We start from the raw sequence: 23465 nt of genomic DNA, 5'->3' as shown, positions 1-23465 counted from the left end.
TCCTTTATAGCGATATCGTCGCTATCATACCGTAAAAAGCGAGCGCGTCACGCTACCCTCACGCCAGCGCTACGGCACTGCCACTGAATAGAAGCTAAATCAATCGCAAAAATCGCTATCTCATATCTATTTTTTTGGTAAATTCTGCGCGTCGCGCATCCGTCGGCGATGCTACAAGCGCCTACACGCAGGAGGGAACAATCCATGAAGTCGCATCTCAAAACCCGTCATCCCCACACTCGCCACAGCGAGTATCAGCTCTTCCTGCCGCTCATCGCCCTCGGCGTGCTGGTAAGCAGCGGCCAACCCACGACCTTGGGGGCATTAGCCGCCTTGAATCTCCTGGCGCTGGTCGCCATTCTGGTCAGCGCCTTCAGCGTAGTGCGCCATGCCGATGTGTTGGCGCATCGCTTGGGCGAACCCTACGGTTCGTTAATCTTGACACTTTCGGTGGTGATCTTGGAGGTTAGCCTGATCTCGGCGCTGATGGTCAGCGGCAAGGCCGCCCCGGAGCTGATGCGTGACACGCTCTACTCCATCGTGATGATCGTTACCGGCGGTTTGGTCGGTTTCTCGTTGCTGCTTGGCGGTCATAAGTTCGCCACCCAATACGTCAATCTGGGGGGGATTAAACAGTATCTCATCGCCTTAATTCCATTAGCAATCATTGTGTTAGTTTTGCCGATGACCTTGCCGAATGATAACTTCACGCACGCCCAATCGCTGGTGGTGGCGGCACTCTCGGCGGCAATGTATGGCGTCTTCCTGCTGATTCAGACGCGCACTCACCAAAGCCTATTTATCTATGCCCATGAGGATGAAGGCGATGATCCGAGCGATCCGCACCATGGTAAGCCGTCGACACACAGCAATCTCTGGCATGCCGTTGGATTGGTGATCTATCTGGTCGCCGTCATCGCGGTGACCAAGCTGAACGCCCTACCGCTGGAAGGGTTGCTTGGCGCCCTAAACGCGCCGCCGCCCTTAACCGGTTTTCTGGTCGCGCTGCTGATCCTATCGCCCGAAGGTCTCGGCGCACTGAAGGCGGTGTTAGCCAACCAAGTACAGCGCGCGATGAATCTGTTCTTCGGCTCGGTGCTGGCGACTTTATCGCTGACGGTGCCAACGGTTACCCTGATCGCCTTGTTGACGGACCAAACGTTGCTGTTCGGTCTGGCGGCCCCCCAAGCAGTGGTGATGCTGGCCGCACTGATGCTGTGCCAGGTTTCCTTCAGTACCGGACGCACTAATGTGCTAAATGGGGCGGCGCATTTAGCCCTCTTCGTCGCTTACCTGATGACCTTGTTTATGTAATGGCTACCCTCTCGGCGAGTGAACCGTACACCCAGATGGCACGACCGTAAGCCGACAGCGACATTGCACCTCGCCTAATGCGACCTGTACGGGACAAAAAAAACAGGCCACACCTAGTGGCCTGTCGCGATGCGTTTAAAGATGTGTTAGAAACCTAAACTGTCCAGCAAATCGTCCACTTGCTCCTGGTTAGCGACTACACCAGGGCCATTCTGATTCATCTGCGGGCCATTCAATAGGCTCTCGTTCTCACGCTTCGGTTTGGCTGGCTGCTCCGGCATGTTCTCCAACAACACCATCAACAACTGTTTTTCGATCTCTTGGATCACGTCCATCATGCGCTTGATCACCTGACCGGTCAGATCCTGAAAATCTTGCGCCATCATGATTTCTAACAGCTGACTGTGGGTGAAAGCGGTATGCTCCGGTACGGCACTCAAAAACTGGCGAGTATCCGTTACCAGCACCTTGGCCTCATCCAGTTCGATCGGATCGGCGAACCAGTCATCCCAACGTTGCTTCAGCGCCTTCGCCTCCTGCTCCATCTGCGTCTGGCGCGGCTGGGCCGCCTCGACACAGTTCAGGGCGCGCTCGGCGGCCTGACGTGTCATCTGCACCACATAATCCAGGCGATCGCGTGCATCGGGGATCGCCTCGGCGGCCTGGGCGATGGCTTGGTCTAGGCCGAGCTCTTTCATGCTGTCACGCAGCATGCGCGTCAAGTGACCAATCCGCGCGATAATCTCACCGGCGTCGGTGACGGGCATCGGATGTTCGTTCATCGTAACTCCTTAGATCCCGAGCTTTTCAAAAATCTTATTCAGCTTCTCTTCCAGCGTCGCCGCGGTAAACGGCTTGACCACATAACCGCTGGCCCCCGCCTGAGCGGCGGCGATAATATTTTCTTTCTTCGCCTCGGCGGTCACCATCAACACCGGCATCTTGCTCAACGCCCCATCGGCACGGATGGCCTGCAACAGTTGCAGCCCATCCATGTTAGGCATGTTCCAGTCGGATACCACAAAGTCGAAGCCGCCGGCACGCAGTTTCGCCAACGCATCGGCCCCATCTTCCGCTTCCTCTACGTTGTTAAATCCCAGCTCTTTTAACAGATTGCGTACGATACGACGCATGGTAGAGAAATCATCGACAACCAGAAAACGCAGATTCTTATCCGCCATACTAACTCCTAAAAAAAGCCCTTGAGCCGGGGTGCAATAACCTGAAAACCAGGTGCTCATTAATGGCCGCGCCAGATGACACGGCCCGCTATCGGTTAAATACGCAGCGCCTGCTTGGCGCTAACCTGCGCCAGCATGCGCTGGCTTATCTGGGACAGATCGACCACTTCATCGACACCGCCCATTTGAATCGCCTCGCGGGGCATGCCGAACACCACGCAGCTAGCCTCGTTTTGCGCGATGGTATAGGCACCGGCCTGGTGTAAGCGCAACATGCCCGCCGCGCCATCGTTGCCCATTCCCGTCAGGATCACCCCGACGGCGTTACGGCCAGCATGACGAGCGACGGAATCAAATAGCACTTCAACAGAGGGACGATGGCGGTTGACCGGTGGTCCCTCATTCAGGCGCGCAATATAGTTGGCACCACTGCGCGCCAATTCCAAATGGTGAGCGCCGGGCGCAATATAGGCATGGCCCGGCAGGATACGTTCGCCATCCTCAGCCTCTTTCACCGTGATCTGACACAGTTTGTTCAGTCGTTCGGCGAAGGAGCGGGTAAAACCCGGCGGCATATGTTGTGTGATCAATAGGGCCGGGCTGGTCGGCGGCAACGGTTGCAGTACGTGACGAATCGCTTCGGTTCCCCCGGTGGAGGCGCCGATGGCGATCAGTTTTTCGCTGCTCAACAGAGGACCATGACTGAGGGTCGGCGGTGGCGTCTGGCCGCTCAACTGACGCGGTAGACGGGCGCGCGCCGCGGTACGGATCTTGTCGGCGATCAGCTCGCTGTAGGCCAGCATTCCCTCGCGGATCCCCAACTGTGGCTTGGTGACAAAGTCTACCGCCCCCAGCTCCAACGCACGCAGGGTAATCTCCGAGCCCTTACCGGTCAGGGAAGAGACCATCACCACCGGCATCGGCCGCAGACGCATCAGTTTCTCTAAAAAGTCGAGGCCATCCATGCGCGGCATTTCCACATCCAACGTCAATACCTGTGGATTGAATTTCTTGATCAGATCCCGTGCGACCAAAGGATCCTGCGCCACGGCCACCATCTCCATGTCGGGATGGCTATTGACGATCTCGGTCATCAGTTGGCGCATCAACGCGGAGTCATCCACGCACAATACCCGGATCTTATTCATCGGCTCTCCTTCGTCAGCCCATATACCGTCTGCCCGCGTAGTTGAAAATCGCGCGAGATCTGGCTGAAGTTCTCCGAATGGCCGGCAAACAGTAGGCCACCCGGTTTTAACAAGGGGATAAAACGACGCAGAATCTGAGCCTGCGTTTGTTTATCGAAATAGATCATTACATTACGGCAAAAGATCGCATCGAAAGGCCCCGGCAGCTCCCAACGGCTGTCCAGCAGGTTCAACATCTGGAAATGAACCCGTTGCGCCAGCTCATGACGTACCCGGATCAGCCCCTGGTGCGGCCCGGTGCCACGCAGGAAAAAACGCTGTAGCTGTGTCTCACTCAACAACTTGGCCTCATCCTGGCGATAGATGCCACGACGCGCCTTTTCCAGTACTTGAGTATCGATATCGCTGGCCCACACCTGAGGCATCACCGCCGCCGGCCCCAATGCTTCGGCCAACGTCATGGCGATGGAGTATGGCTCCTCGCCGGTGGAGGCCGCGGTGCTCCAAACACAATAGTTGTGCCGCCGGGCACGCGCATGCTCCGCCAAGATGGGGAAGTGATGCGCCTCGCGAAAAAAGGCGGTCAGGTTAGTCGTTAACGCATTGACGAAGGTCTGCCACTCTTCACTTTCCGGGTGACTCTCTAGTTGTGCCAGATAGTCACCGAAATCATTCAGGTTCAATGCCCGCAGACGACGGACCAATCGGTTGTAGACCATCTCGCGCTTATGGTCGGCGAGTACGATACCGGCCCGCTGGTAGATCAACTGGCTAATCCGCCGAAAATGGGCATCCCCCAACGTCAGACGCTGCATTGCCAGTGAGGAGACGTTGTTTTCCCCCTGTGCTGCCTGTTGTACTTGATTCGTCATCACTCACCAGTTCATTCGCCTACTTCAACTTCGCGATCCGCCAAGCGGATCGCCCATCAGCTGGTGCCATCAGCCACCGTTTCTACATCGTTGCGTAAACGGAACGTGGCGACAGCGCGCGACAAGACATCGGCCTGACTCTCCAGCGATTGTGTTGCCGACGCCGCCTCTTCGACCAACGCGGCGTTTTGCTGAGTTACCTGATCCATCTGGGTAACTGCCTGTGCTACCTGCTCAATACCCCGGCTCTGCTCCTCCGATGCGGAGCTGATCTCACCCATGATATCGGTCACGCGCACCACCGAACGCACCACGTTATCCATGGTGTTACCGGCATGTTCTACCAGGGATGAGCCCTGCTTCACCCGGCTGACCGACTCCTCGATCAACCCTTTGATTTCTTTGGCTGCCTGGGCGCTACGTTGCGCCAGATTACGCACCTCGCCCGCGACTACCGCAAAGCCACGCCCCTGCTCGCCAGCGCGCGCCGCCTCGACCGCCGCATTCAGCGCCAAGATATTTGTCTGGAAAGCAATACCATCGATCACGCTAGTGATATCGCCAATTTTCTGGGAACTATGGGTAATGTCATGCATCGTGCGCACGACTTGGCCGACGATCTCCCCCCCTTCACCGGCGGTGCGCGAGGCTTCTTGCGCCAACTGCGACGCCTGACGCGCGTTATCGGCGTTCTGTTTCACCGTGGCGGTCAATTGCTCCATACTGGCGGCGGTTTCTTCCAGCGATGCCGCCTGCTGCTCGGTGCGTGACGACAGATCGTTGTTACCGGCGCTGATCTCTTGTAGCCCAGTGTAAATGGCATCGGTTCCCTGACGTACGGAGAGCACAGTTACCGCCAATTCCTGTTGCATATGACGTAGGCTGGCGTACAACTGGCTGATCTCATTACGCCCGTAGACCAGGATCTCGCTCGACAGATCGCCTCCGGCGATGCGCTCGAAGTGACCCCGCATCACGTCAAGCGGCCGCAGCAACATATTCCGCAGCCACCAGATCGCGACTACCATCAGCAACAGCAACAGGATCACCGCCAGCAGCATCATCGTTATCGAGAGGTGATAAGAAGATTGGTTATTCTCGCCCCCCTGCTTCAGCTCTTTCTCCACATGCTGGTTAACGATATGTACGCGCGCCTGAAACTGATCCTGAATACGCTGGGTCGGCTGATCCATAAAGCTTTGTAGGTCGCCACGCTCCAGCATTGAGGCCAGATCGTGTAACGCCTGGTTCAATGTCTGGTAACTCTGCGCGGTCTGCTGGGACAGCGTGCGATCGTCCTCGTCGCTCTCGGAGTAGGCCATATATTGCTGCATCGAGGCGTCCGCCTCTTTCAGCATGGCGCGCGCTCTTACCATCAACGCATCGATCTGCGCCTGAGGAATGTGCAATGCCGCGCGGGTCGCCGCGCGGTTCAAGGTATTGCGTACCTGAAGCAGCGCGACCCAGGTCTGATTCAACGATTCACGTTGCTCGTTGGAGAGCTGCACCCGCACATAGTTATGGTTATCGGCACGTATCGATAGGAACGACATGCCGTTGGAAGCGAGTTGCAGCAGGCAAAATAGCATCACCAACAGAAACAGGCTGGTCGATAGGCGGATTCGGTTAAGCACGATAGGCGTCCTCATTAGCCGGCGCAGTGTAGGGTACCGGCACGATTGTCATTTTTATCTTCTTACGTATGAGCCGATAACGCCCGATGGCGATCGGCCACGAAACACGGCGTCAGCCTTCTGGCCGACGCCGCCTCCGGGAGGCTCAGAAGGTCTCCCAGTTGTCACTGTCATCAGCCGTGTTAGCTTTATTACTCGGCTGCGCGATGGACGGCTGCGGGCGGCTAGCGCTGGCGCGCGTTACCACGGCCGGCGCCGCTTCCGCGAGCGCCTCGATACGGAACACGGCAACGGCCTGATTCAAATGGCTAGCCTGCTCCTCCAACGAGGCGGCTGCCGAGGCGGACTCTTCCACCAATGCCGCGTTCTGTTGTGTCACCCGATCCATCTCAGAGACCGCCTGAGCAACCTGCTCGATCCCGCGGCTCTGCTCATCGGAGGCCGAGGCGATTTCGCCCATGATGTCGGTCACCCGCGTCACGGCATTGACGATATCCCCCATCGTCTCGCCAGCTCCTTCCACCAGTACCGAGCCGGTGTCGACCTTACTGACCGATTCCTCGATCAACCCTTTGATTTCTTTTGCCGCCTGAGCGCTACGTTGCGCCAGGTTACGGACTTCGCCGGCGACCACGGCAAAACCGCGCCCCTGCTCACCGGCGCGCGCCGCCTCCACCGCCGCATTCAGCGCCAGGATATTGGTCTGGAAAGCGATGCCATCGATCACACCGGTAATATCGGCGATCTTCTGTGAGCTGCTGGCGATGTCATGCATGGTCTGCACCACATTCGCCACCACCTTGCCGCCGCGCTCCGCCGTTTCCGAGGCGCTCAAAGCCAGCTGGCTTGCCTGACGCGCGTTTTCGGCGTTTTGTTTCACCGTGGCGGTCAACTGCTCCATACTGGCCGCCGTTTCCTCCAACGACGCCGCCTGCTGCTCAGTGCGCGATGACAGATCGTTGTTACCGGCAGAGATTTCACTGGCACCGCTGTAAATAGCACTGGAGCCTTGGCGAACATCGCTGACGGTGCGGATCAGCTCACTCTGCATGTGGCGTAAGCTATCGGCCAATTGCCCCATCTCGTTGCTGCCATGCACCACGATCTGACCAGAGAGATCGCCAACGGCAAACTGACGGATATTCGCCATCAGGCTATGAAGCGGACGGATCAAGGTGCGTTGAATGCCAAGCCACACCAGCATGATGACTAGCGCGACACAAAACAGCACGCCGAACAATAACCACAACGACAGGTCATAAGCCGCGCTGTTAGCGGCGACCGCTTGCTGGTAGAGACGATCGTTTTCCGCCAAATAGGCGTTGTAAGCCTGCTCGAAGCTATCCTGATAGCGCTGGGTCGGCTGTTCGAAAAACGCTTTAATATTGCCAGCAGAGAGCAGTTGAACCAGTTCGGTCAACGCGTTATGCAGTGTGTCATAGCGTTGATCGACCAGTTGGGCCGCCTCATCGCTCTGATGAGCGACACGCGGTAGGGAATGGTAGTGCGCCCATTCGCTCTCGGCCTTCTTCAATCGGCTCTGCGCCAGTTGCAGTAGGTCAGGCAGCGTCGCACCGGAGCCGGTGTTGGTCTGATCGGCCATATAGCGGATCCCGGCACGGTTCAAGGTGTTGCGTGCCTGGATCAAGGCCACCCAACTGGTATTCAAGGCGGCCTGCTGCTGACGGATGGTTTGCAAAACAGTGATGCTTTCCTTGTCGCTTTTCAGTGCGTCAAAGAACACTCCAGAGGAGGCTACTTGCAAAAGGCCAAATAACCCCAACACCAGCAGTAAGCTGGTCACAACTTTAATGCGGTTTAACATGGGCGTCTCATCTTTGCTGCATCAGATTTCAGGAGTATCGGCGCGCGGCAGGAAAACTTTACCTGGGTATGATGGTTAAAAAATCTTTTTTGACCTGTATTTTCGATATTTTGTTTTACGTGATAGTTCCGCACGCGACGCAAGACGCCGGCCCCGCCGCCCGTTAAACGGGCGGCGGTGGCGGGTCAAGCCGTGACGCTGTCGACCAAAGCCATCTCCTCGCTGCTTAACAGTTTCTCGATGTCAACCAGGATCAACATCCGCTCACCCAGCGCACCGAGACCGGTTAGATACTCGGTGGAGAGCGTGACGGCGAACTCCGGCGCCGGACGGATCTGATCCGCGCTCAGCGACAGCACGTCGGAGACGCCATCCACCACGATCCCGACCACACGCAGGCTAAAGTTCAGTACGATCACTACGGTGTTTTCGTTATAGCTAACATCCTGTTGAGAGAATTTAACCCGCAGATCGATGATCGGCACGATCACCCCACGCAGGTTCGTCACCCCTTTAATAAAGGCAGGCGTATTGGCGATACGCGTCACCTGATCGTAACCCCGGATCTCCTGTACCTTGAGAATATCGATGCCATACTCTTCATCGCCCAACGTAAATACCAGGAACTCCTGGCCGACGGTTTCGCCCGCCAGTTTGCTTACGGAAGCCAGTCCAGTCATGTCTGTTCACCTTTTGTTATTCATCGTCATCGACGCCACTGGGGCGGCGTCGGTTGCCGTGTTAAGAATCAGGCGGCCGAGCCGGCTACCCGTTTTTCCCGGTTGATGCTCTGTAGCGCCGCCACATCAACGATCAACGCCACGCTACCATCACCAAGGATGGTTGCGGCGGAGATCCCCGGCACCTTGCGGTAATTGGTCTCCAGGTTCTTAACCACGACCTGATGCTGACCGATCAATTGATCGACCAGCAGCGCATAGCGCCGTCCGGCGCTTTGCAGGATCACCACAATGCCCTGAGTGGCATCGGTCTTGGCCCCCGCCACATCGAACACGCTATGCAGCTCGACCAACGGCAGATACTCGCCCCGTACCTGCAACACTCGCTCGCCGCCAGCCAACGGATAGAGATCATCTTCGCTCGGTTGTAGCGACTCCATCACCGCGTTCAATGGCAGGATGAAGACTTCGTCACTAACCTTGACCGACATGCCGTCGAGGATAGCCAGAGTCAACGGCAGAACGATGCGGATGGTGGTTCCTTTGCCTTCGCGTGAGGCGATTTCGACATGGCCGCCCATCTCCTGGATGTTACGTTTCACCACATCCATGCCGACGCCGCGTCCAGAGACATCGGTCACCTTCTCGGCAGTGGAGAATCCTGGGGCGAAGATCAACAAGCCAATCTCTTCGTCGGTCATATTGTCGTGCACCGCCATCCCTTGGGCGCGCGCCTTATCTAGGATCTTTTGGTGGTTTAACCCGGCGCCATCGTCGATCACTTCGATATAGATATTGCCGCCCTGATGCTCGGCAGAGAGGGTCAGGTTACCGACGGCGCTCTTTCCGGCGGCCTGACGGACCTGAGGCGACTCGATGCCGTGATCCAAGCTGTTACGCACCAAATGGGTCAACGGATCGATAATGCGTTCGATCAGGCTCTTATCCAACTCGGTAGAGCTACCCAACAGGGTCAGCTCCACTTGTTTGTCAAGCTTGCTGGCTAGATCACGGACCAGGCGTGGGAAGCGGCTGAAGACATACTCCATCGGCATCATACGGATCGACATCACCGACTCTTGCAGATCGCGGGCGTTACGCTCCAACTGGCCGAGGCTATTCAGTAGATCACCATGATCGACCGGATCCAGCATGTTGGAACGCTGCGCCAACATCGACTGGGTGATCACCAGCTCCCCGACCAGGTTGATCAGTTGATCGACCTTCTCGACCGCAACACGAATGCTGGTGCTATTCTCCGCCCCCTTGGCAGCACGCGGCGGAGGCGTACGCACGGCGTGAGGCGCTGTCGCTTGCTGGGGCGGTTCGGACGCGTGAGTCTCCGGTGCATCACTCGGCGTCTCCGCTGGGGCGGCGGCAGGGGTCACCGCCTGTACGGCAGACGGTGCGGCGGGGACCAACGCCGCCTCCTCCAGGCTCACCGCGCAGAGTGGCGTGGCACCGGCGTTGTGCGCGAAATGGATCTGCTCCGGCTCCAGTACGAAACAGAGCACGGCGGTGATATCGTCTTCGCTGACGGTGGTGTCTAGCACCACATCCAGCGAGTCACTCCCCGCCTGCTGTTGCACAATGGTGCCCAGATTAGCCAGCTCTTCCAGCATCAACGGCACCTCGGTCGCTTTCAGCCCGGTCAGGGAAATCGCTAACCCACCGGTCGATTGCCCGTCCGCTTCGGCGGGGACTGAGGGAGCGGCCGGCGTCACCGCCGCCGGCTTAGGCGCGTCGGCGGTGACGGGCGCACTCGGCGCCGTCCCCTGCGCGTCCAGGGCCAACTGTCTCAGCGCCTGACAGATATACTCGAAACTGGCGGCATCGGGATCCTGAGAGGACTTATAGGCATCGAGCTGATCCTGCATAATATCTTTGGTTTCCAGAAACAGGTTGATGATCTCAGTGCTCAGCCGCATTTCACCCCGGCGGGCACCATCGAGCAGGTTCTCCAACAGATGCGTGGTCTCCTGCAATACAGTAAAACCGAACGTCGCCGCGCCGCCCTTGATCGAGTGTGCCGCGCGAAAGATAGCATTCAGTTGTTCGTTATCGGGCTGTTGCGGATCCAGCGCCAGCAGGTGCTGCTCCATATCCGCCAACAATTCATCCGCTTCATCAAAGAAGGTTTGATAAAACGCGCTAATATCCATGCTCACAGGTCACCTCTTGTCTATCGCGCTCGGAATTTTGACGTGGTCATTCATCGGCGCCAGCGGCGTCGGGATAAACGGGGTGGCCGCCGGCTGACCGCTCGCGGCGCCGACCCGCTGCCACTGTTCGCTGGCGGTCGGCTGCGACATCTCTACCGCGTTACCGCCATCGGCATCCTCATGTTCGATCCGGCTCTGCGCCGCCTTGTTCAACACTAATATGCTGATACGCCGGTTAACGGCGGCGTTGCCAGCCAGATGGCGCAGGTTCATGGTATCCGCCATGCCCACCACCCGCAGGATCTTATTGCCCGCGAGTCCGCCGGCGACTAACTCACGGCGCGAGGCGTTGGCGCGATCCGCCGACAACTCCCAGTTGCTATACCCCCGTTCACCATTGGCATAGGGGAGATCGTCGGTATGCCCGGACAGGCTGATCTTGTTCGGCAATTCATTTAGGATCGGCGCGATAGCACGCAAAATATCCCGCATGTAGGGTTCTACCTGCGCGCTGCCATTCTGGAACATCGGTCGGTTTTGACTATCAATAATCTGGATACGTAATCCTTCATCCATCATGTTGATCATCAGATGAGGGCGCAGCGCCTTCAGGCGGGGATCGTTGATGATCACCTTTTCCAGTCGGTCACGCAGACGTTTTAGACGCATCTGTTCGATGCGTTGTTCTGGATCGGGATCGGCGGCGAACTTCTCTACCTCCCCCGTTTTCTGAGTCACGTCGTCACCGCCGCCAGGAATTGGACTGAAGCTGTCGCTGGAACGCTGACCGCCCTGTAAAGCGACCTTAAGCGGCGTACGGAAATATTCGGCGATGCGAGTCAACTCTTGCGGGCTAGCAATGGCCAACAGCCACATCACCAGGAAGAAGGCCATCATCGCTGTCATAAAGTCAGCGTAGGCGATTTTCCACGCCCCGCCATGACTCCCCTGACCGTGCCCCGAGCGCTTCTTCTTGACCAGGATGACTGGGTGTTTACCGCCCTTCATACTTCTTCTTCCGTTGCCGTCTGCTTCGCCGGCGCTTTCACCTGACGAACATGTTCTTCCAGCTCGATAAAGGAGGGACGCTCGGTGGAGTACAGCGTCTTACGCCCAAACTCGACGGCGATCTGCGGCGCATAGCCATTCAGGCTGGAGAGCAACGTCACCTTGATGCAATGCATCATCTTGCTGGTTTCCGCGCTCTTCTGGCGCATGAGCGAGGCCAGCGGAGAAATAAAACCATAGGCGAGCAGGATGCCAAGGAAAGTGCCCACCATCGCGTGGGCGATCAACGCGCCCAATTCCGCGGCGGGACGGTCCGCCGAAGCCAGTGCATGCACCACCCCCATCACTGCCGCCACGATGCCGAACGCGGGCAGCGAATCGCCGACCGCGGCCAGGCTGCCAGCCGGAACCTCGGCTTCTTGTTCGAAAGTCTCGATCTCTTCATCCATCAATGCCTCGATTTCGAAGGCATTCATGTTGCCGCTAATGATCAGGCGCATATAGTCGGTGACAAACTCGATCAGCGTCGTGTCAGCGAGGAGACGGGGGTAACTGGAGAAAATATCGCTCGCGCGCGGATCTTCGATGTCGCGCTCTAGGGACAGCATCCCTTGCTGACGCGACTTGGCCAGCAGTTGATACATCAATCCCATCACATCCATGTACAACGCCTTGTTGTACTTTGAGCCGCGCGCCAGCTTGGGCAAGGTGCGCAGTGTCGATTTGATCGCTTTGCCGTTATTTCCGACGATGAAGGCACCGATGCCTGCCCCGCCGATAATCAGTAACTCAGATGGCTGATACAACGCACCCAGATGGCCCCCCACAAGCGTGTAACCGCCAAAAACCGCGATTAGCACAACGGCATATCCCAGTAGAATCAGCACGTGAATTCCTTACATGATCGCAATGAACAGTCGGGTGTAACCTGCCGGCAGCGAGCCGGAAAGAGGAGGGTCGAAGACGGATAGCCGTCGTAGACGGCGTGCCGCCGCGGCAAGGAGCCACCGGCAACACGCGAATGGACTGATTACCTCAGCCGGTTACACCACACATTTCTCTTGCTCAGCGAGCAAGTGTGGTAAGATATCGGCAAGATTCTCAGAAAGTTTACGTCTTTTTATCGCCCGTGATGGCGGTTGACATAAACTACAGGTAAAACTGTGCGCGGGTTGGTGGGCATGGGCGATGAAGCGTCCCCCACAGGTGTTACAGCAGGCCGGCTCCAGCATGCCACTCTCAACAAAACGCACCAACGTCCAAGCGCGAGTCAACGCCAGCACGGGCTGGTCGCACGCCGCTGGCGGGCATTGTTCCAAGTAGAGCTTATAGGCTCGGATCACCGCCTCGACGCCATGACACGCGCCACTGCTCAGCATAAATGCGTAGATGTTATAGAACATGGAGGAGTGAATATTCTGCTCCCATGTCATAAACCAATCAGTAGAAAATGGCAGCATTCCTTTGGGGGGCGGACTCCCACGCAGCTCCTTGTACAGCTTGATCAGCCGCCCACGACTCAACTGCGTCTCACTCTCTAACATTTGTAAACGAGCGCCTAGCGTGATCAACTCCATCGCCAGATGAATGTCTCGCGCCTCCTGAATGATGCTCTTTTCGCTCATTTCAGTCTCGTCTCCCCCCTTCAGAGCCGTCCTGCAATTGTTGTAGTAGATGACTGGACAGCAAGATACCGGTATGGATCTGTTGCAAATCATCCACGCGTGACTCTTGCGTCAAACGTTGGATAGTCTGATGATTTTCAAAACGAAACTGGCAAACTAATTGGTTGGTTTCTGCCAACTTCACCATCTGGGGCAGCGTCAATTGCACCAGAGACTCCGCCATATCCGCATCGATGCCTAAACGGAACATTGCGGAAGGTTTATCGTCATGAATTAATCGCTGTGCCAGTAATAGGTATGACAGATTGATGTCATAAATATGTTTGAGTATTTCTGCGCTACTCATTATCTCACCCTGCTTGACTCACTAGACCAACACAATGAAACGTACCGTTACCCTCGCTGCGCCGCAGCGCAGGTATCAGTCAGATAGCGGAAAACCGTATAAATGTTAATTGGAGCATGACGGCCACGATCGTTGCATGCCTCGTAACCAGAAATCGTACTTTTGATATACAAATCGCCGTTATACACCCGAAGGATGAATATCGGACAACACTTAGGACTATTCTTAAAACGCAGCAACTCTACCCCTGAATGGCGGCCAGGCACAACGCACAAAAGGCGGCTACTTAAGAAAAGCGTGATCCTGATCACAAAACAATAGCGGAAAAGTATGATTTTTGCGGAATTGGTTCACAAAATGCCCAGTTGTGTGGCATGCGCTCTTTATGCGGTTAACTTTTTGAATAAAAAGGACATTTATCGCTCAAATTTTGAGCCTTTTTTAACGCTTTCAGATTTAAATCCTACAATAATGGCAATGTTTATATAAATATTCTGAAAAATATAAAACTTCCGCGTTTCACACTCAAAAAGGGAGAGGAGCCATACAATAAAGTTAGATTAACTTGATAAGTTTGCCAGCACATAATCCCTATATTTTCCCCCTGACAGTATCTGTCGACTTTCAACCAGGGGGGATATTGGCGCGTTGCGTTATTTTCCTAGGAGGATTAAGAAATAATGAAATAAATCGATGTCGCGCCCATTCGCATTATTCTTACTATACGTTATTAATTGGAATAAATTGATTATATCAAATTACCCGCCCCCCGTGGGGTTAATGTTTTTTATCGGTAAAAATGCGCTATCTTGGCGACAGACGTAACATGGGAAGAGGCAAGTCGGGCACGAAACGATGCCGCGCATGGACTAACGCCTCCCACACCACTGAGGACTCCTCTTTATGTTCAACTTCGACTACTACAACCCAACCCGTATCCTCTTCGGCGGTGAACGTCTCGCCGATCTTACTCAACATATTCCGCCAACGGCGCGCATCTTGATCGCCTACGGTGGCAATAGCGCGCGCCAATTCGGCTACCTGGATGACGTCCGTCATGCCCTCACAGGGTATACCCTGTTTGAATTCGGCGGCATCGAGGCGAATCCGCGCATGGAGACATTGATGCGCGCGGTACAACAGGTACGGGAACAGCAGATCGACTTTCTCTTGGCGCTAGGCGGCGGCTCCGTCATCGATGGCTGTAAGTTTATCGCTGCGGCGGCGCACTATTCAGGCGATGTCTGGGCGATGTGGAGCCAGAAACGTCCACCGCAAACCGTACTGCCGCTGGGGTGCGTTCTGACGCTACCGGGAACCGGCTCCGAGATGAACCCAACCGCAGTGGTCACCAACCAGGCGCTCGGCGCTAAGGTGGGCTACTCACATCCAGCGCTCTTCCCGCGCTTCTCGGTGTTAGATCCGCACAAATCCTATACCCTACCGCCTCGCCAGGTGGCTAACGGTGTCGTCGATGCCTTTGTCCACGTCATGGAGCAGTATTTAACTTATCCCGTCTATGCCCGCGTGCAGGATCGCTTCGCTGAGGGGCTGTTGCTGACACTGATCGAAGAGGGACCGTTGGCGCTGAGTGAGCCGCAAAACTATGATGTCCGCGCCAGCGTCATGTGGGCCGCCAGTATGGCATTGAATGGATTACTGGGAGTCGGTGTGCCGCAAGATTGGTCGAGCCATCGCATCGGCCACCAACTCACTGCGTTGTATGGGCTGGATCACGCCCTAACGCTTGCCATTCTGTTGCCGGCGGTGATGCGGGTGCAACGGCAGGATAAACGATGCAAGCTATTGCAATACGCCGAACGGGTGTGGGGAATACGTGACGGTAGCGAAGAACAACGCATCACTGGTGCGATCGCGCAGACCGAGCGTTTCTTCAGCGACATGGGCATGCCCACGCGCCTCAGCGCCTGCGGTCTCGGCGAGGCGTGTATTGAGGCGGTGATCGACAATTTACGCCGTTTTCACCTGTTACCCTTGGGCGAGCGGCAAAACATGGATGAGGTCGTGGTACGCCGCCTCTTAAGTTTAAGCTACTAGCCCCATGCCCCCGTGGAGGAGGCTGTCGCCGCGCTGCCGTAAGTACGCGATCTGCCGCCCCTTTACCCCCATAGGGGAGTCTGTGATGATGGCCTCACTGCCACGGGGCTCCTTTTTGTATTATTTATTCACTGATGTCGCGCGGCACACGCGCTAACATAGGGGCTGGCTCAGGGGGTATCCCCTCCTTTTATCATCGGTTGGTCGCGCGCTGGCACATCCGCGCTTGCCGACCAAGCTCAGCAGTACAAGGAGACGTCGTATGAGCTATCACACTATTCTGGTCGCCGTGGCCCAAGCCCCCGACAGCCATATCCTGGTCGAGAAAGCCGTCGCCATCGCGCGCCCTGCGGGGGCCCGAGTCGACTTGCTGACACTGTGTAATGAAGCAGACATGTGCTGTACCTACGCCGGTCCCCTGCTCGCCGATATGCGGCGCTTACTGCATGAAGAGGCCGGTCTGTTTCTGACGCAGTTAAGTCAACAGGTCGATTATCCTATCGCTCAGACACACATCTGCAACGGTGAGTTGCTCGACTGCATCGTCGATACCTGCCAGCGTCAACAGGTCGACCTGCTGATCTGCGGCAACCACTGTGAAGGCTTCTTTAAACGGCTACTCAGCTCATCGGGACTGCTTATCGATCGCACGCATACCGACGTCCTGTTAGTGTCGCTCTAAGACAAGGCGGAGAGCGGATTCGTACTCATCGCGCCGAGGAAACGCAGATATGCCGGCTTACTGGCGAAGGCCAGCTTGCGCATGATGCCTCGTTGACGGTAGTTGACGCTCTTATGGTGGATCCCCAGGTAGTCGGCAATCTGATAGGTATCGCCGCCATGACTACGGATCGCCACCACCTTCCATTCGGGAAAGGTCATGCCGGCCATTGCCGGATGATGACGCATCTTGCCAGCGATACGCGGGCTGACATGGGGCTGGCATAGCGCATGCCGATACGCCATCGTCAATTGCGGCAAAGTCTCGCGCTTCGAGATCACACTCAACGTTCCCAGGCTATGTACCGCCGCCAACACCGCCGGTTCGACGATATCGGTCATCACCGTGATCGGTAACGCTGGGCGGTAAGCACGTAGCCGTAACAACGCCAATAAGGCATCGATCGGCGCATCATGGTGGGTATACAGCTCGGCGATCACATGTCCCACCGCATGATTCATCACCCGTTCGAGCAAACGCGCATAACAGTTCTCCTGCAATACCGGCCGATCGTGCGCCAGCACATAGCGCGCCAGACTGTCGCAAAAGAAGCGGTCACAATCCACCAGCAGCGTCGCCGGCGTAGAGCTACTCGCTTGCTGTTCGTTCGCCGCCGCGGGTAGAAAAGAAGGGATCTCCGCTACTGCACTCATTGGTTTTCATCTCCCCCGTGCGTAAGCCACCTCCTTGGCCAGCACCTCATGTGCCATGGTACTCCGCTTCCCTGCTTGGGGAATTATCCTCTATCTTCCAACCACTGGCTATTTGGGGAATTCGAACAACTTGGCAAATATTTTCCCTTATCTTGTAGCGATATTTCCTGTTAAGCTATCTGTTGTCTTTGTCACCAAGGTAGCAAGGCTGCTACTGTCCTCAGTTCTCCGCTCACGTCGCCAGCGTTTTATGGCTATTTATTTCAATACTGCCTTTATTACGTATAAATGTTTCGCCACGCTGATCCGCCGGCCCAGCTAATTTATAGTGCTATGAATTGTTTTTATTTTATTACCTTCCGCTGTTAGACGATTTTATGCGCAAAAAAAGCCCTCAGAACGTTAGAGCCAACTATTTTTCCGGCCGCTTTGTGCTGATCTATATCGGCATCGCTGTTTTTCTCCTGTTACTGCTGTTGCGCGTCGGCTATCTCCAATTAATGAAACAACCTCAGTTGGAAAAAGAGGCCGACCAACGTTCGCTACGCGAGCTGGTAACACATCCGTTGCGCGGTACCATCACCGACCGCAACGGTCAGCCACTGGCCGTCAGCGTCGCCTCCAACGATGTGATCGCCGATCCGCTACGCGTCCTACAGCACGACCCGCAGCTTAGCAGTCCGCAATGGCGCTATCTGGCGAGCGCCCTTTCCCAACCGCTGGATAGCCTGCGCGACAAGATCCGGCAAAACAGTCAACGGCGCTTCATCTACCTCGGCCGGCAGGTAGAGGCGGAAATCGCTGACTATATCGCTAAGTTGCATATCACCGGCATCGCCACCCCCAGCGATGCGAGCCGCTACTACCCGATGGGGGCTGCGGCAGCGCCCTTGCTCGGCATCGTGGGGCTCGATCAGCAGGGCTTGAATGGTATCGAACATGGTTTCAACGCCTTATTACAGGGAAAGCCCGGTTATCGTCTATACCGCAAGGATCGCTACGGCCATGTGGTCGGCCTGATGGAGGATGATCCGGCGCAGCAAGCACCAACCCTGGCACTGAGTATCGACCGCTATCTTCAATACGCCCTTTACTCCCACCTGCGCGATGGCGTGCTGCGCAACCAGGCAGACTCCGGCGCCGCCGTACTGGTGGACGTCAATACGGGCGAAATCCTAGGGATGGCAAGTTACCCCTCGTTTAATCCCAATAACTACCAGGGAGTGGCGCAGCAAGATATGCGTAACGTCGCCATCTCCGATAGCTTCGAGCCCGGCTCCACGGTGAAACCGCTGGTGGTGATGGCCGGACTCCAACGCCATCTGATCCGCCCGGATTCGGTCATCGACACCACGCCCTATCCGGTCAACGGCCACCTGATCCGCGACGTTGGCCACTGGCCGCGCCTGACCATCACCGGTATCCTACAAAAGTCGAGCGACATCGGCGTCTCGCACATCGCGCTCGCGATGCCAGCCGATGTGCTGGTCAATCTGTACCATGGTTTTGGCCTGGGCGTATCGACCGCACTGGGGATCAGTGGCGAGAGCAGCGGCTACTTCCCTCTGCATCGGCAACGTTGGTCGGATATCGAGCGTGCGACCTTTTCCTTCGGCTATGGCCTACGCATCACACCGTTACAGATGGCGCGTGAATACGCGACCATCGGCGCCTTTGGTCTATTTCGTCCCTTATCGATCACCAAAGTGACCCCGCCGGTGATCGGCACCCGGGTGATCGATGCAGACATCGTACGCACCGTGGTTCATATGATGGAGAGCGACGCCCTCCCCGGCGGCAGCGGCGTGGCAGCGGCCGTGCCTGGCTACCGTCTGGCGATCAAGACCGGGACCGCCGAGAAGATGGGTAGCGACGGCAAGTACGATGGCGGCTATATCAACTATACCGCGGGCGTAGCGCCAGCGAGCAATCCACGCGTCGCCCTGGTGGTGATGATCAACCACCCGACCGCCGGCAAACACTTCGGCGGCTCGGTCGCCGGCCCGGTATTCGGTCAAATCATGGGGGACGTACTGCGCCACATGAATATTCCGCCCGATGCCCTAACCGATCAGGCCATCACCCTCAACCGGAATAGCGAAGTGATGCAACATCCTGGTACATAAGCTATTTTTCAATTATACTTCCCGTCATGGGCCTCAGTGCGCCGCGCCGTCGCGCACTGGGTGCGGGGAAACGCGAGCACGGCCACCATTTCGACATAATAGAATGCGATTAACCTGAACGATCTGTTCTGTTTATCACAGATATTCGCAATGCTAGCGGTTGCTATTCCCCTCGGCTCAGATTATCTTCATGCTGCCTAGCCGGACCGAATCCGACCCGCCGGATCCCTTCTCCAGCAGCAGCTCTGCGAAACAGTATACCCACCAATCGGAGCGTTGGGGGTTCATTACGGTGAGTCAGGATCACCAGCGCATCTTGTGCAGAAAAAACATGAAAATAAGACAACTCCTGTTACGCGTCAAAGCGCGCTGCGGCGAACTATTAACCCCTTACCCGCTGCTCTACCTGATTCTTGCTAGCTTGATCAACCTTGGATTAGGCTACCCCTTTAGCGCCATCTATGCGTTAGGCTTTGCCAGCGTCTTCCTGCTGTTGGCGCACTATCTGCCACGCACGCAGCGTCTGCTATTGCTGATCTGTACCCTGGTGGCCGGCTTGTATTACCCCTTTGGCCGGGTCTTCGGCCCACCCAATTTTAACTCCGTATTAGCGCTTTACTCGACCAACCCGGAAGAGGCTGGCGAGATGGCCCAGATCTTCCCCTTCTGGGATTATCTGATCGCCCTATTTATTTTACTGCTGGGCGGTCTGCTGGTCTGGCGCCCGATACCGCGCGAGAAGCGCTGGGGCATACCCAAGACACTCTATCTGTTGCTCGCGTTAAGCGGCCTACTGTTAACGCCCGTCACCAATCTCAGCGCCGGCGGCGACTTCCATCTGAACGATACCGGCTATCCGCTGGTGCGCTTTATCGAAGACACCACCACCGGTAAGTTGGAGGTGGATCGGGAGATGGCGCGCATGCAGAAGCTCTCCTCCGTCCCCGATACATGGCATGTCACGGCGGTGAAACCGCGGCATCAGATCTACGTGCTGGTGATCGGTGAGAGCGCGCGACGCGACGCTCTGGGAGCCTTTGGCGGCAAGTGGCCGACCACCCCGTTCGCCAGCCAGGTCAACGGTATCTTCTTTAACGACTACCTCTCGGCGGCGCCCTCGACACAGAAATCCCTAGGACAGACGCTGAACTTGGTACGCGACGGTCAGGCCGAGTACCAGAACAGCGTCATCACCCTAGCCAAAAAGGCAGGGTTTCAGACCTATTGGTTCTCTAATCAGGGACAGTTGGGTAAGTACGACACTATCGTCGCTAGCATTGCCAAGCGGGCCGATGAAGTACGCTTCCTCAAGCAGGGAGACTTCGAAGACGATAAGTCTACCTCCGACATGAATCTGTTGAAGTTCACTCAACCGGCGCTGGATGCCCCAAGCAAAGGGCCGAAACTGATCGTCTACCACCTAATCGGCTCGCATCCGAAAGCCTGTGATCGCACCAACAACCACTTCACCACCTTCGTGCATACCAAGGAGACCTCCTGCTATCTGTACAGCATCACCCAGACCGATCAGTTCCTACGCGACCTGTACAGCCAGTTGCAACAGAGTGGGCAAAACTTCTCGCTGATCTACTTCTCCGATCACGGATTGGCCTTCCATGAGAAAGGGACGCGCAGCGAATTCCTGGCACACCACGACCGCTACCGCCAGGATTATCAAGTGCCGCTGATGATCCTCTCCAGCGGGGATACCCGCCGCACGGTGATTAAGGCGCGGCGCTCGGCCCACGACTTCCTACATCTGTTCTCCGACTGGACCGGGATCCAGAGCCAAGAGATCGTCGATCGCTACCGCTTCATCTCCGGGCAGAAGGCGATCCCTGCCAAGGTTATGGTGCAGAATTTCGCGCTGAAACAGGTACCTTACGACTCGCTAGAGGACGATCCCTTTATTGTACCAGCCACGGCGGCACAGCTGCGCCATTAAACGCCTTTCCCTACGCCCAGGGCACCGAAACGTTGCCCTGGGTCGGGTTCACCCGCGGGACACACACTCTTCGCCTCGCTGTATTCGCCCGCCGCCAGCGCCGCCAGCACGGCGTCGCTCTGTATCACTCGGGCGATGCGCGGGAAAATGTACCGTAGGCTATGACGGTGCTGTACCTCATCAGCCGCGGCGCAAAGATCCTCGGCCAACAGTAATCCATAACCACGCTCCCAAGCGTCCCGCGCCGTCGACTCCACGCCGATATTGGTCGCGATACCACCCAATACTAGAGTGTCGATGCCGCGCCGGCGCAATTGCAGATCCAGATCGGTGCCATAAAAGGCCCCCCACTGATGTTTGATCACCTGGATATCCTGCGGCTGCGGCGACAACGCGGCAGGATAGCGCCACCAGTTATCCGGCAACGTATGCACCGCCGACGGCTTATCTACCGGTTGACGCAGCGCGTCGCCACCACCAGACGACCAGCCGACACGCACCAAAACCACCGGCAATGCGCGGGCGCGAAACGCCTCAGCCAAGCGGACGGCGCGGCCTACCAACGTCTCGCCATCACAGGGCGCCACGGCGTAGGGCAAGATCCCCTGTTGTAAGTCGATCAGAACCAGGGCCGTGGTGGCCGGATTAAACTGTAGCATCATGACGCTCCTCGCGACGGTTGGCGCGGCGATCGATGCATCGCCGCCTGCCGGTACAGTGTAACCAAGGCCGCGGACGGATGCGTCTCCCTAGCCGGGCATTGTGTTAACAAATATGAGTCGATGCGTCCTTATTCCACGCGGGCGAACAGATCGTTAAAGGCTTCACTCATCGTCGGATGGGTATAGATCTGATCTCGTAGCGCGTGGTAAGACAAACCGGCATCCATCGCCATCTTCAGCAGATTGATCATCTCATGCGAGTCACGGCACAGCAGAGTCGCCCCCAAAATCTGGCCGTTGTCGCGCCGTACCACCGCCTTCAACATGCCACGCGCGTCGTTAAGGGTGTGAGCGCGCGGGATGGCAGCGACCGGTAGGCTAACTACCGAGAGAGGAACGTCCAGTGCCCGTGCCTGCTCCTCGCTCAAGCCGATGCGCGACAGCGTCGGGTTAATAAAGACCGAATAAGGAACCGCACCGCGATCGCCGGTGTGACGGCGTCCCGTGCCATACAGCGCATCGCGCACGATACGGAAGTCATCCAGCGAAATATAGGTGAACTGCGGCCCGCCATTCACATCCCCCAACGCCCAAATATGGGGCTGTGTAGTACGCAACTGCTCATCGACCACGATGGCGCCGCGCGCATCGACCGCCACACCGGCACGCGCCAACGCCAGTCCATCGCTATTAGGCACCCGCCCCGCGGCCACCAGCACAGCATCCGCCCGGAGGATCTCTCCCGCGATGGCCAGACAAACCTCCGTCCCTTGCTCGAACACCCGCGTAACCTGCGTCGCCAGGCGCAGATCGATCCCGTCGTCACGCAGGATTGTTGCCACCGCCTCGGCGATGTCGCGATCCTCTCGCGGCAGAAAATGCTCGCTCGCCTCCACCAGCCATACGTCGGCACCGAAACGACGCAGCAACGATGCAAACTCGATGCCGATATAGCCGGCGCCCAAAATCACCACGCGACGCGGCAAGGTCGTCTGTTGTAAGAATGCAGCGCTATCATATACCTGTGCCGACTCAGCAAGGCCTGGGATCGGCGGCAGGGTCGAACGGGCGCCGGTATTGATAAAGATCCGCTCGGCGCGAACCCAGTGCTCACCCTGCGCGTTTTCCACCGCCAGGGTATAGGCATCCACGAACCGGGCCTGACCGTCGATCAACGTTACCGACGCCAGATCGGCCAACATCTGGCGATTTTTCTCCCGAAGGTGCGCCACCAGGCGCTGTTGCCGCGCGGCCGCTTGGGCGAAAGGGATACCGGCATCGGCATCATGCACCCAGCTCTTGGTCGGAATGCAGCCGACATTAATACAGGTTCCACCATAACGTTGCGCGGAGCGCTCGATCAATGCCACCGACTCGCCGCGCCGCGCCAAGTAGGCAGCCAATGTCTTACCCGCTTTACCAAAGCCGATCACTACATTCTGAAAGTGTGTCATGGGGTTCTCCTGCGCCCAATAAAATGAATAATGGACGATGTGTCCAATGCG

Annotated in this window: 19 protein-coding genes and 1 pseudogene; 5 read left to right on the top strand and 15 right to left on the bottom strand. The window is 56.9% G+C overall.

Annotated elements, in window-relative coordinates:
- Positions 1–204: 204 nt before the first annotated feature.
- Positions 205–1314: a sodium-potassium/proton antiporter ChaA gene (chaA, locus tag EHO01S_RS09040; RefSeq protein ID WP_024523651.1), complete on the top strand. Its 1110-nt coding sequence runs from the start codon at positions 205–207 to the stop codon at positions 1312–1314.
- Between the two features lie 146 nt (positions 1315–1460).
- On the opposite strand, the gene cheZ is transcribed toward chaA, so the two are convergent.
- From cheZ to flhD, 12 genes are all read right to left on the bottom strand, one after another.
- On the bottom strand, positions 1461–2096 hold the full coding sequence (gene cheZ, locus EHO01S_RS09035) for a protein phosphatase CheZ (protein ID WP_024523650.1): 636 nt from the start codon (positions 2094–2096) through the stop codon (positions 1461–1463).
- Positions 2097–2105: 9 nt separating this feature from the next.
- Entirely contained in the window at positions 2106–2495 is a 390-nt protein-coding gene (gene cheY, locus EHO01S_RS09030; RefSeq protein ID WP_024523649.1) for a chemotaxis response regulator CheY, read from the bottom strand.
- 95 nt (positions 2496–2590) lie between these two features.
- A complete protein-coding gene (locus EHO01S_RS09025) occupies positions 2591–3643 on the bottom strand; it encodes a protein-glutamate methylesterase/protein-glutamine glutaminase (protein ID WP_024523648.1) in 1053 nt (350 codons plus the stop codon).
- The gene (cheR, locus tag EHO01S_RS09020; RefSeq protein ID WP_024523647.1) at positions 3640–4515 is read right to left on the bottom strand and encodes a protein-glutamate O-methyltransferase CheR; all 876 of its coding nucleotides are present in this window, start codon (positions 4513–4515) and stop codon (positions 3640–3642) included. Before cheR ends, EHO01S_RS09025 begins: the two co-directional genes overlap by 4 nt.
- A 56-nt stretch (positions 4516–4571) precedes the next feature.
- Positions 4572–6149, bottom strand: coding sequence for a methyl-accepting chemotaxis protein (locus EHO01S_RS09015; protein WP_024523646.1), 1578 nt, complete (start codon positions 6147–6149; stop codon positions 4572–4574).
- 145 nt (positions 6150–6294) lie between these two features.
- Positions 6295–7974, bottom strand: a complete 1680-nt coding sequence (locus tag EHO01S_RS09010; RefSeq protein ID WP_024523645.1) for a methyl-accepting chemotaxis protein — start codon at positions 7972–7974, stop codon at positions 6295–6297.
- A gap of 185 nt (positions 7975–8159) precedes the next feature.
- On the bottom strand, positions 8160–8654 hold the full coding sequence (gene cheW / locus EHO01S_RS09000; RefSeq protein WP_024523644.1) for a chemotaxis protein CheW: 495 nt from the start codon (positions 8652–8654) through the stop codon (positions 8160–8162).
- Positions 8655–8722: 68 nt separating this feature from the next.
- On the bottom strand, positions 8723–10816 hold the full coding sequence (gene cheA / locus EHO01S_RS08995) for a chemotaxis protein CheA (protein ID WP_035370405.1): 2094 nt from the start codon (positions 10814–10816) through the stop codon (positions 8723–8725).
- A 9-nt stretch (positions 10817–10825) separates the two neighbouring features.
- Complete coding sequence (gene motB, locus EHO01S_RS08990; RefSeq protein ID WP_024523642.1) at positions 10826–11824, bottom strand: flagellar motor protein MotB; 999 nt, start codon at positions 11822–11824, stop codon at positions 10826–10828.
- Positions 11821–12711, bottom strand: a complete 891-nt coding sequence (gene motA, locus EHO01S_RS08985) for a flagellar motor stator protein MotA (protein ID WP_024523641.1) — start codon at positions 12709–12711, stop codon at positions 11821–11823. The genes motB and motA overlap by 4 nt, the downstream gene beginning before the upstream one ends.
- Positions 12712–12867: 156 nt before the next feature.
- Positions 12868–13449: a flagellar transcriptional regulator FlhC gene (flhC, locus tag EHO01S_RS08980; protein ID WP_024523640.1), complete on the bottom strand. Its 582-nt coding sequence runs from the start codon at positions 13447–13449 to the stop codon at positions 12868–12870.
- A 1-nt stretch (position 13450) separates the two neighbouring features.
- Positions 13451–13795, bottom strand: a complete 345-nt coding sequence (gene flhD / locus EHO01S_RS08975; RefSeq protein WP_024523639.1) for a flagellar transcriptional regulator FlhD — start codon at positions 13793–13795, stop codon at positions 13451–13453.
- A 903-nt stretch (positions 13796–14698) separates the two neighbouring features.
- Between flhD and EHO01S_RS08970 the strand changes: the two genes are divergently transcribed.
- Both EHO01S_RS08970 and EHO01S_RS08965 read left to right on the top strand, forming a co-directional pair.
- Positions 14699–15853 (top strand): iron-containing alcohol dehydrogenase, encoded by a 1155-nt coding sequence (locus EHO01S_RS08970; protein ID WP_024523638.1) that lies wholly within the window; start codon positions 14699–14701, stop codon positions 15851–15853.
- Between the two features lie 262 nt (positions 15854–16115).
- On the top strand, positions 16116–16535 hold the full coding sequence (locus EHO01S_RS08965; RefSeq protein WP_024523637.1) for a universal stress protein: 420 nt from the start codon (positions 16116–16118) through the stop codon (positions 16533–16535).
- Here the strand turns inward: EHO01S_RS08965 and EHO01S_RS08960 are convergent.
- Entirely contained in the window at positions 16532–17227 is a 696-nt protein-coding gene (locus tag EHO01S_RS08960; protein WP_024523636.1) for a helix-turn-helix domain-containing protein, read from the bottom strand. The genes EHO01S_RS08965 and EHO01S_RS08960 overlap by 4 nt on opposite strands.
- 377 nt (positions 17228–17604) lie before the next feature.
- On the opposite strand from EHO01S_RS08960, the gene ftsI reads away from it, so the two are divergent.
- Complete coding sequence (ftsI, locus tag EHO01S_RS08955) at positions 17605–19353, top strand: peptidoglycan glycosyltransferase FtsI (protein WP_024523635.1); 1749 nt, start codon at positions 17605–17607, stop codon at positions 19351–19353.
- A 331-nt stretch (positions 19354–19684) separates the two neighbouring features.
- On the top strand, positions 19685–21298 hold the full coding sequence (locus EHO01S_RS08950; protein ID WP_024523634.1) for a phosphoethanolamine transferase: 1614 nt from the start codon (positions 19685–19687) through the stop codon (positions 21296–21298).
- Positions 21299–21393: 95 nt separating this feature from the next.
- Here the strand turns inward: EHO01S_RS08950 and EHO01S_RS08945 are convergent.
- Both EHO01S_RS08945 and rclA read right to left on the bottom strand, forming a co-directional pair.
- Positions 21394–21957: pseudogene (locus EHO01S_RS08945) on the bottom strand (hydrolase); the annotation flags it as partial.
- Positions 21958–22088: 131 nt separating this feature from the next.
- Positions 22089–23414, bottom strand: coding sequence for a reactive chlorine resistance oxidoreductase RclA (gene rclA / locus EHO01S_RS08940; RefSeq protein ID WP_024523632.1), 1326 nt, complete (start codon positions 23412–23414; stop codon positions 22089–22091).
- Positions 23415–23465 lie beyond the last annotated feature (51 nt).

Origin of the sequence: Edwardsiella hoshinae NBRC 105699 = ATCC 33379, assembly GCF_000474215.1 — a bacterium.
Classification (GTDB): domain Bacteria; phylum Pseudomonadota; class Gammaproteobacteria; order Enterobacterales; family Enterobacteriaceae; genus Edwardsiella; species Edwardsiella hoshinae.
Note: the sequence above shows the minus strand (reverse complement) of the source record. Positions and strands in the feature narration are given on the sequence as shown.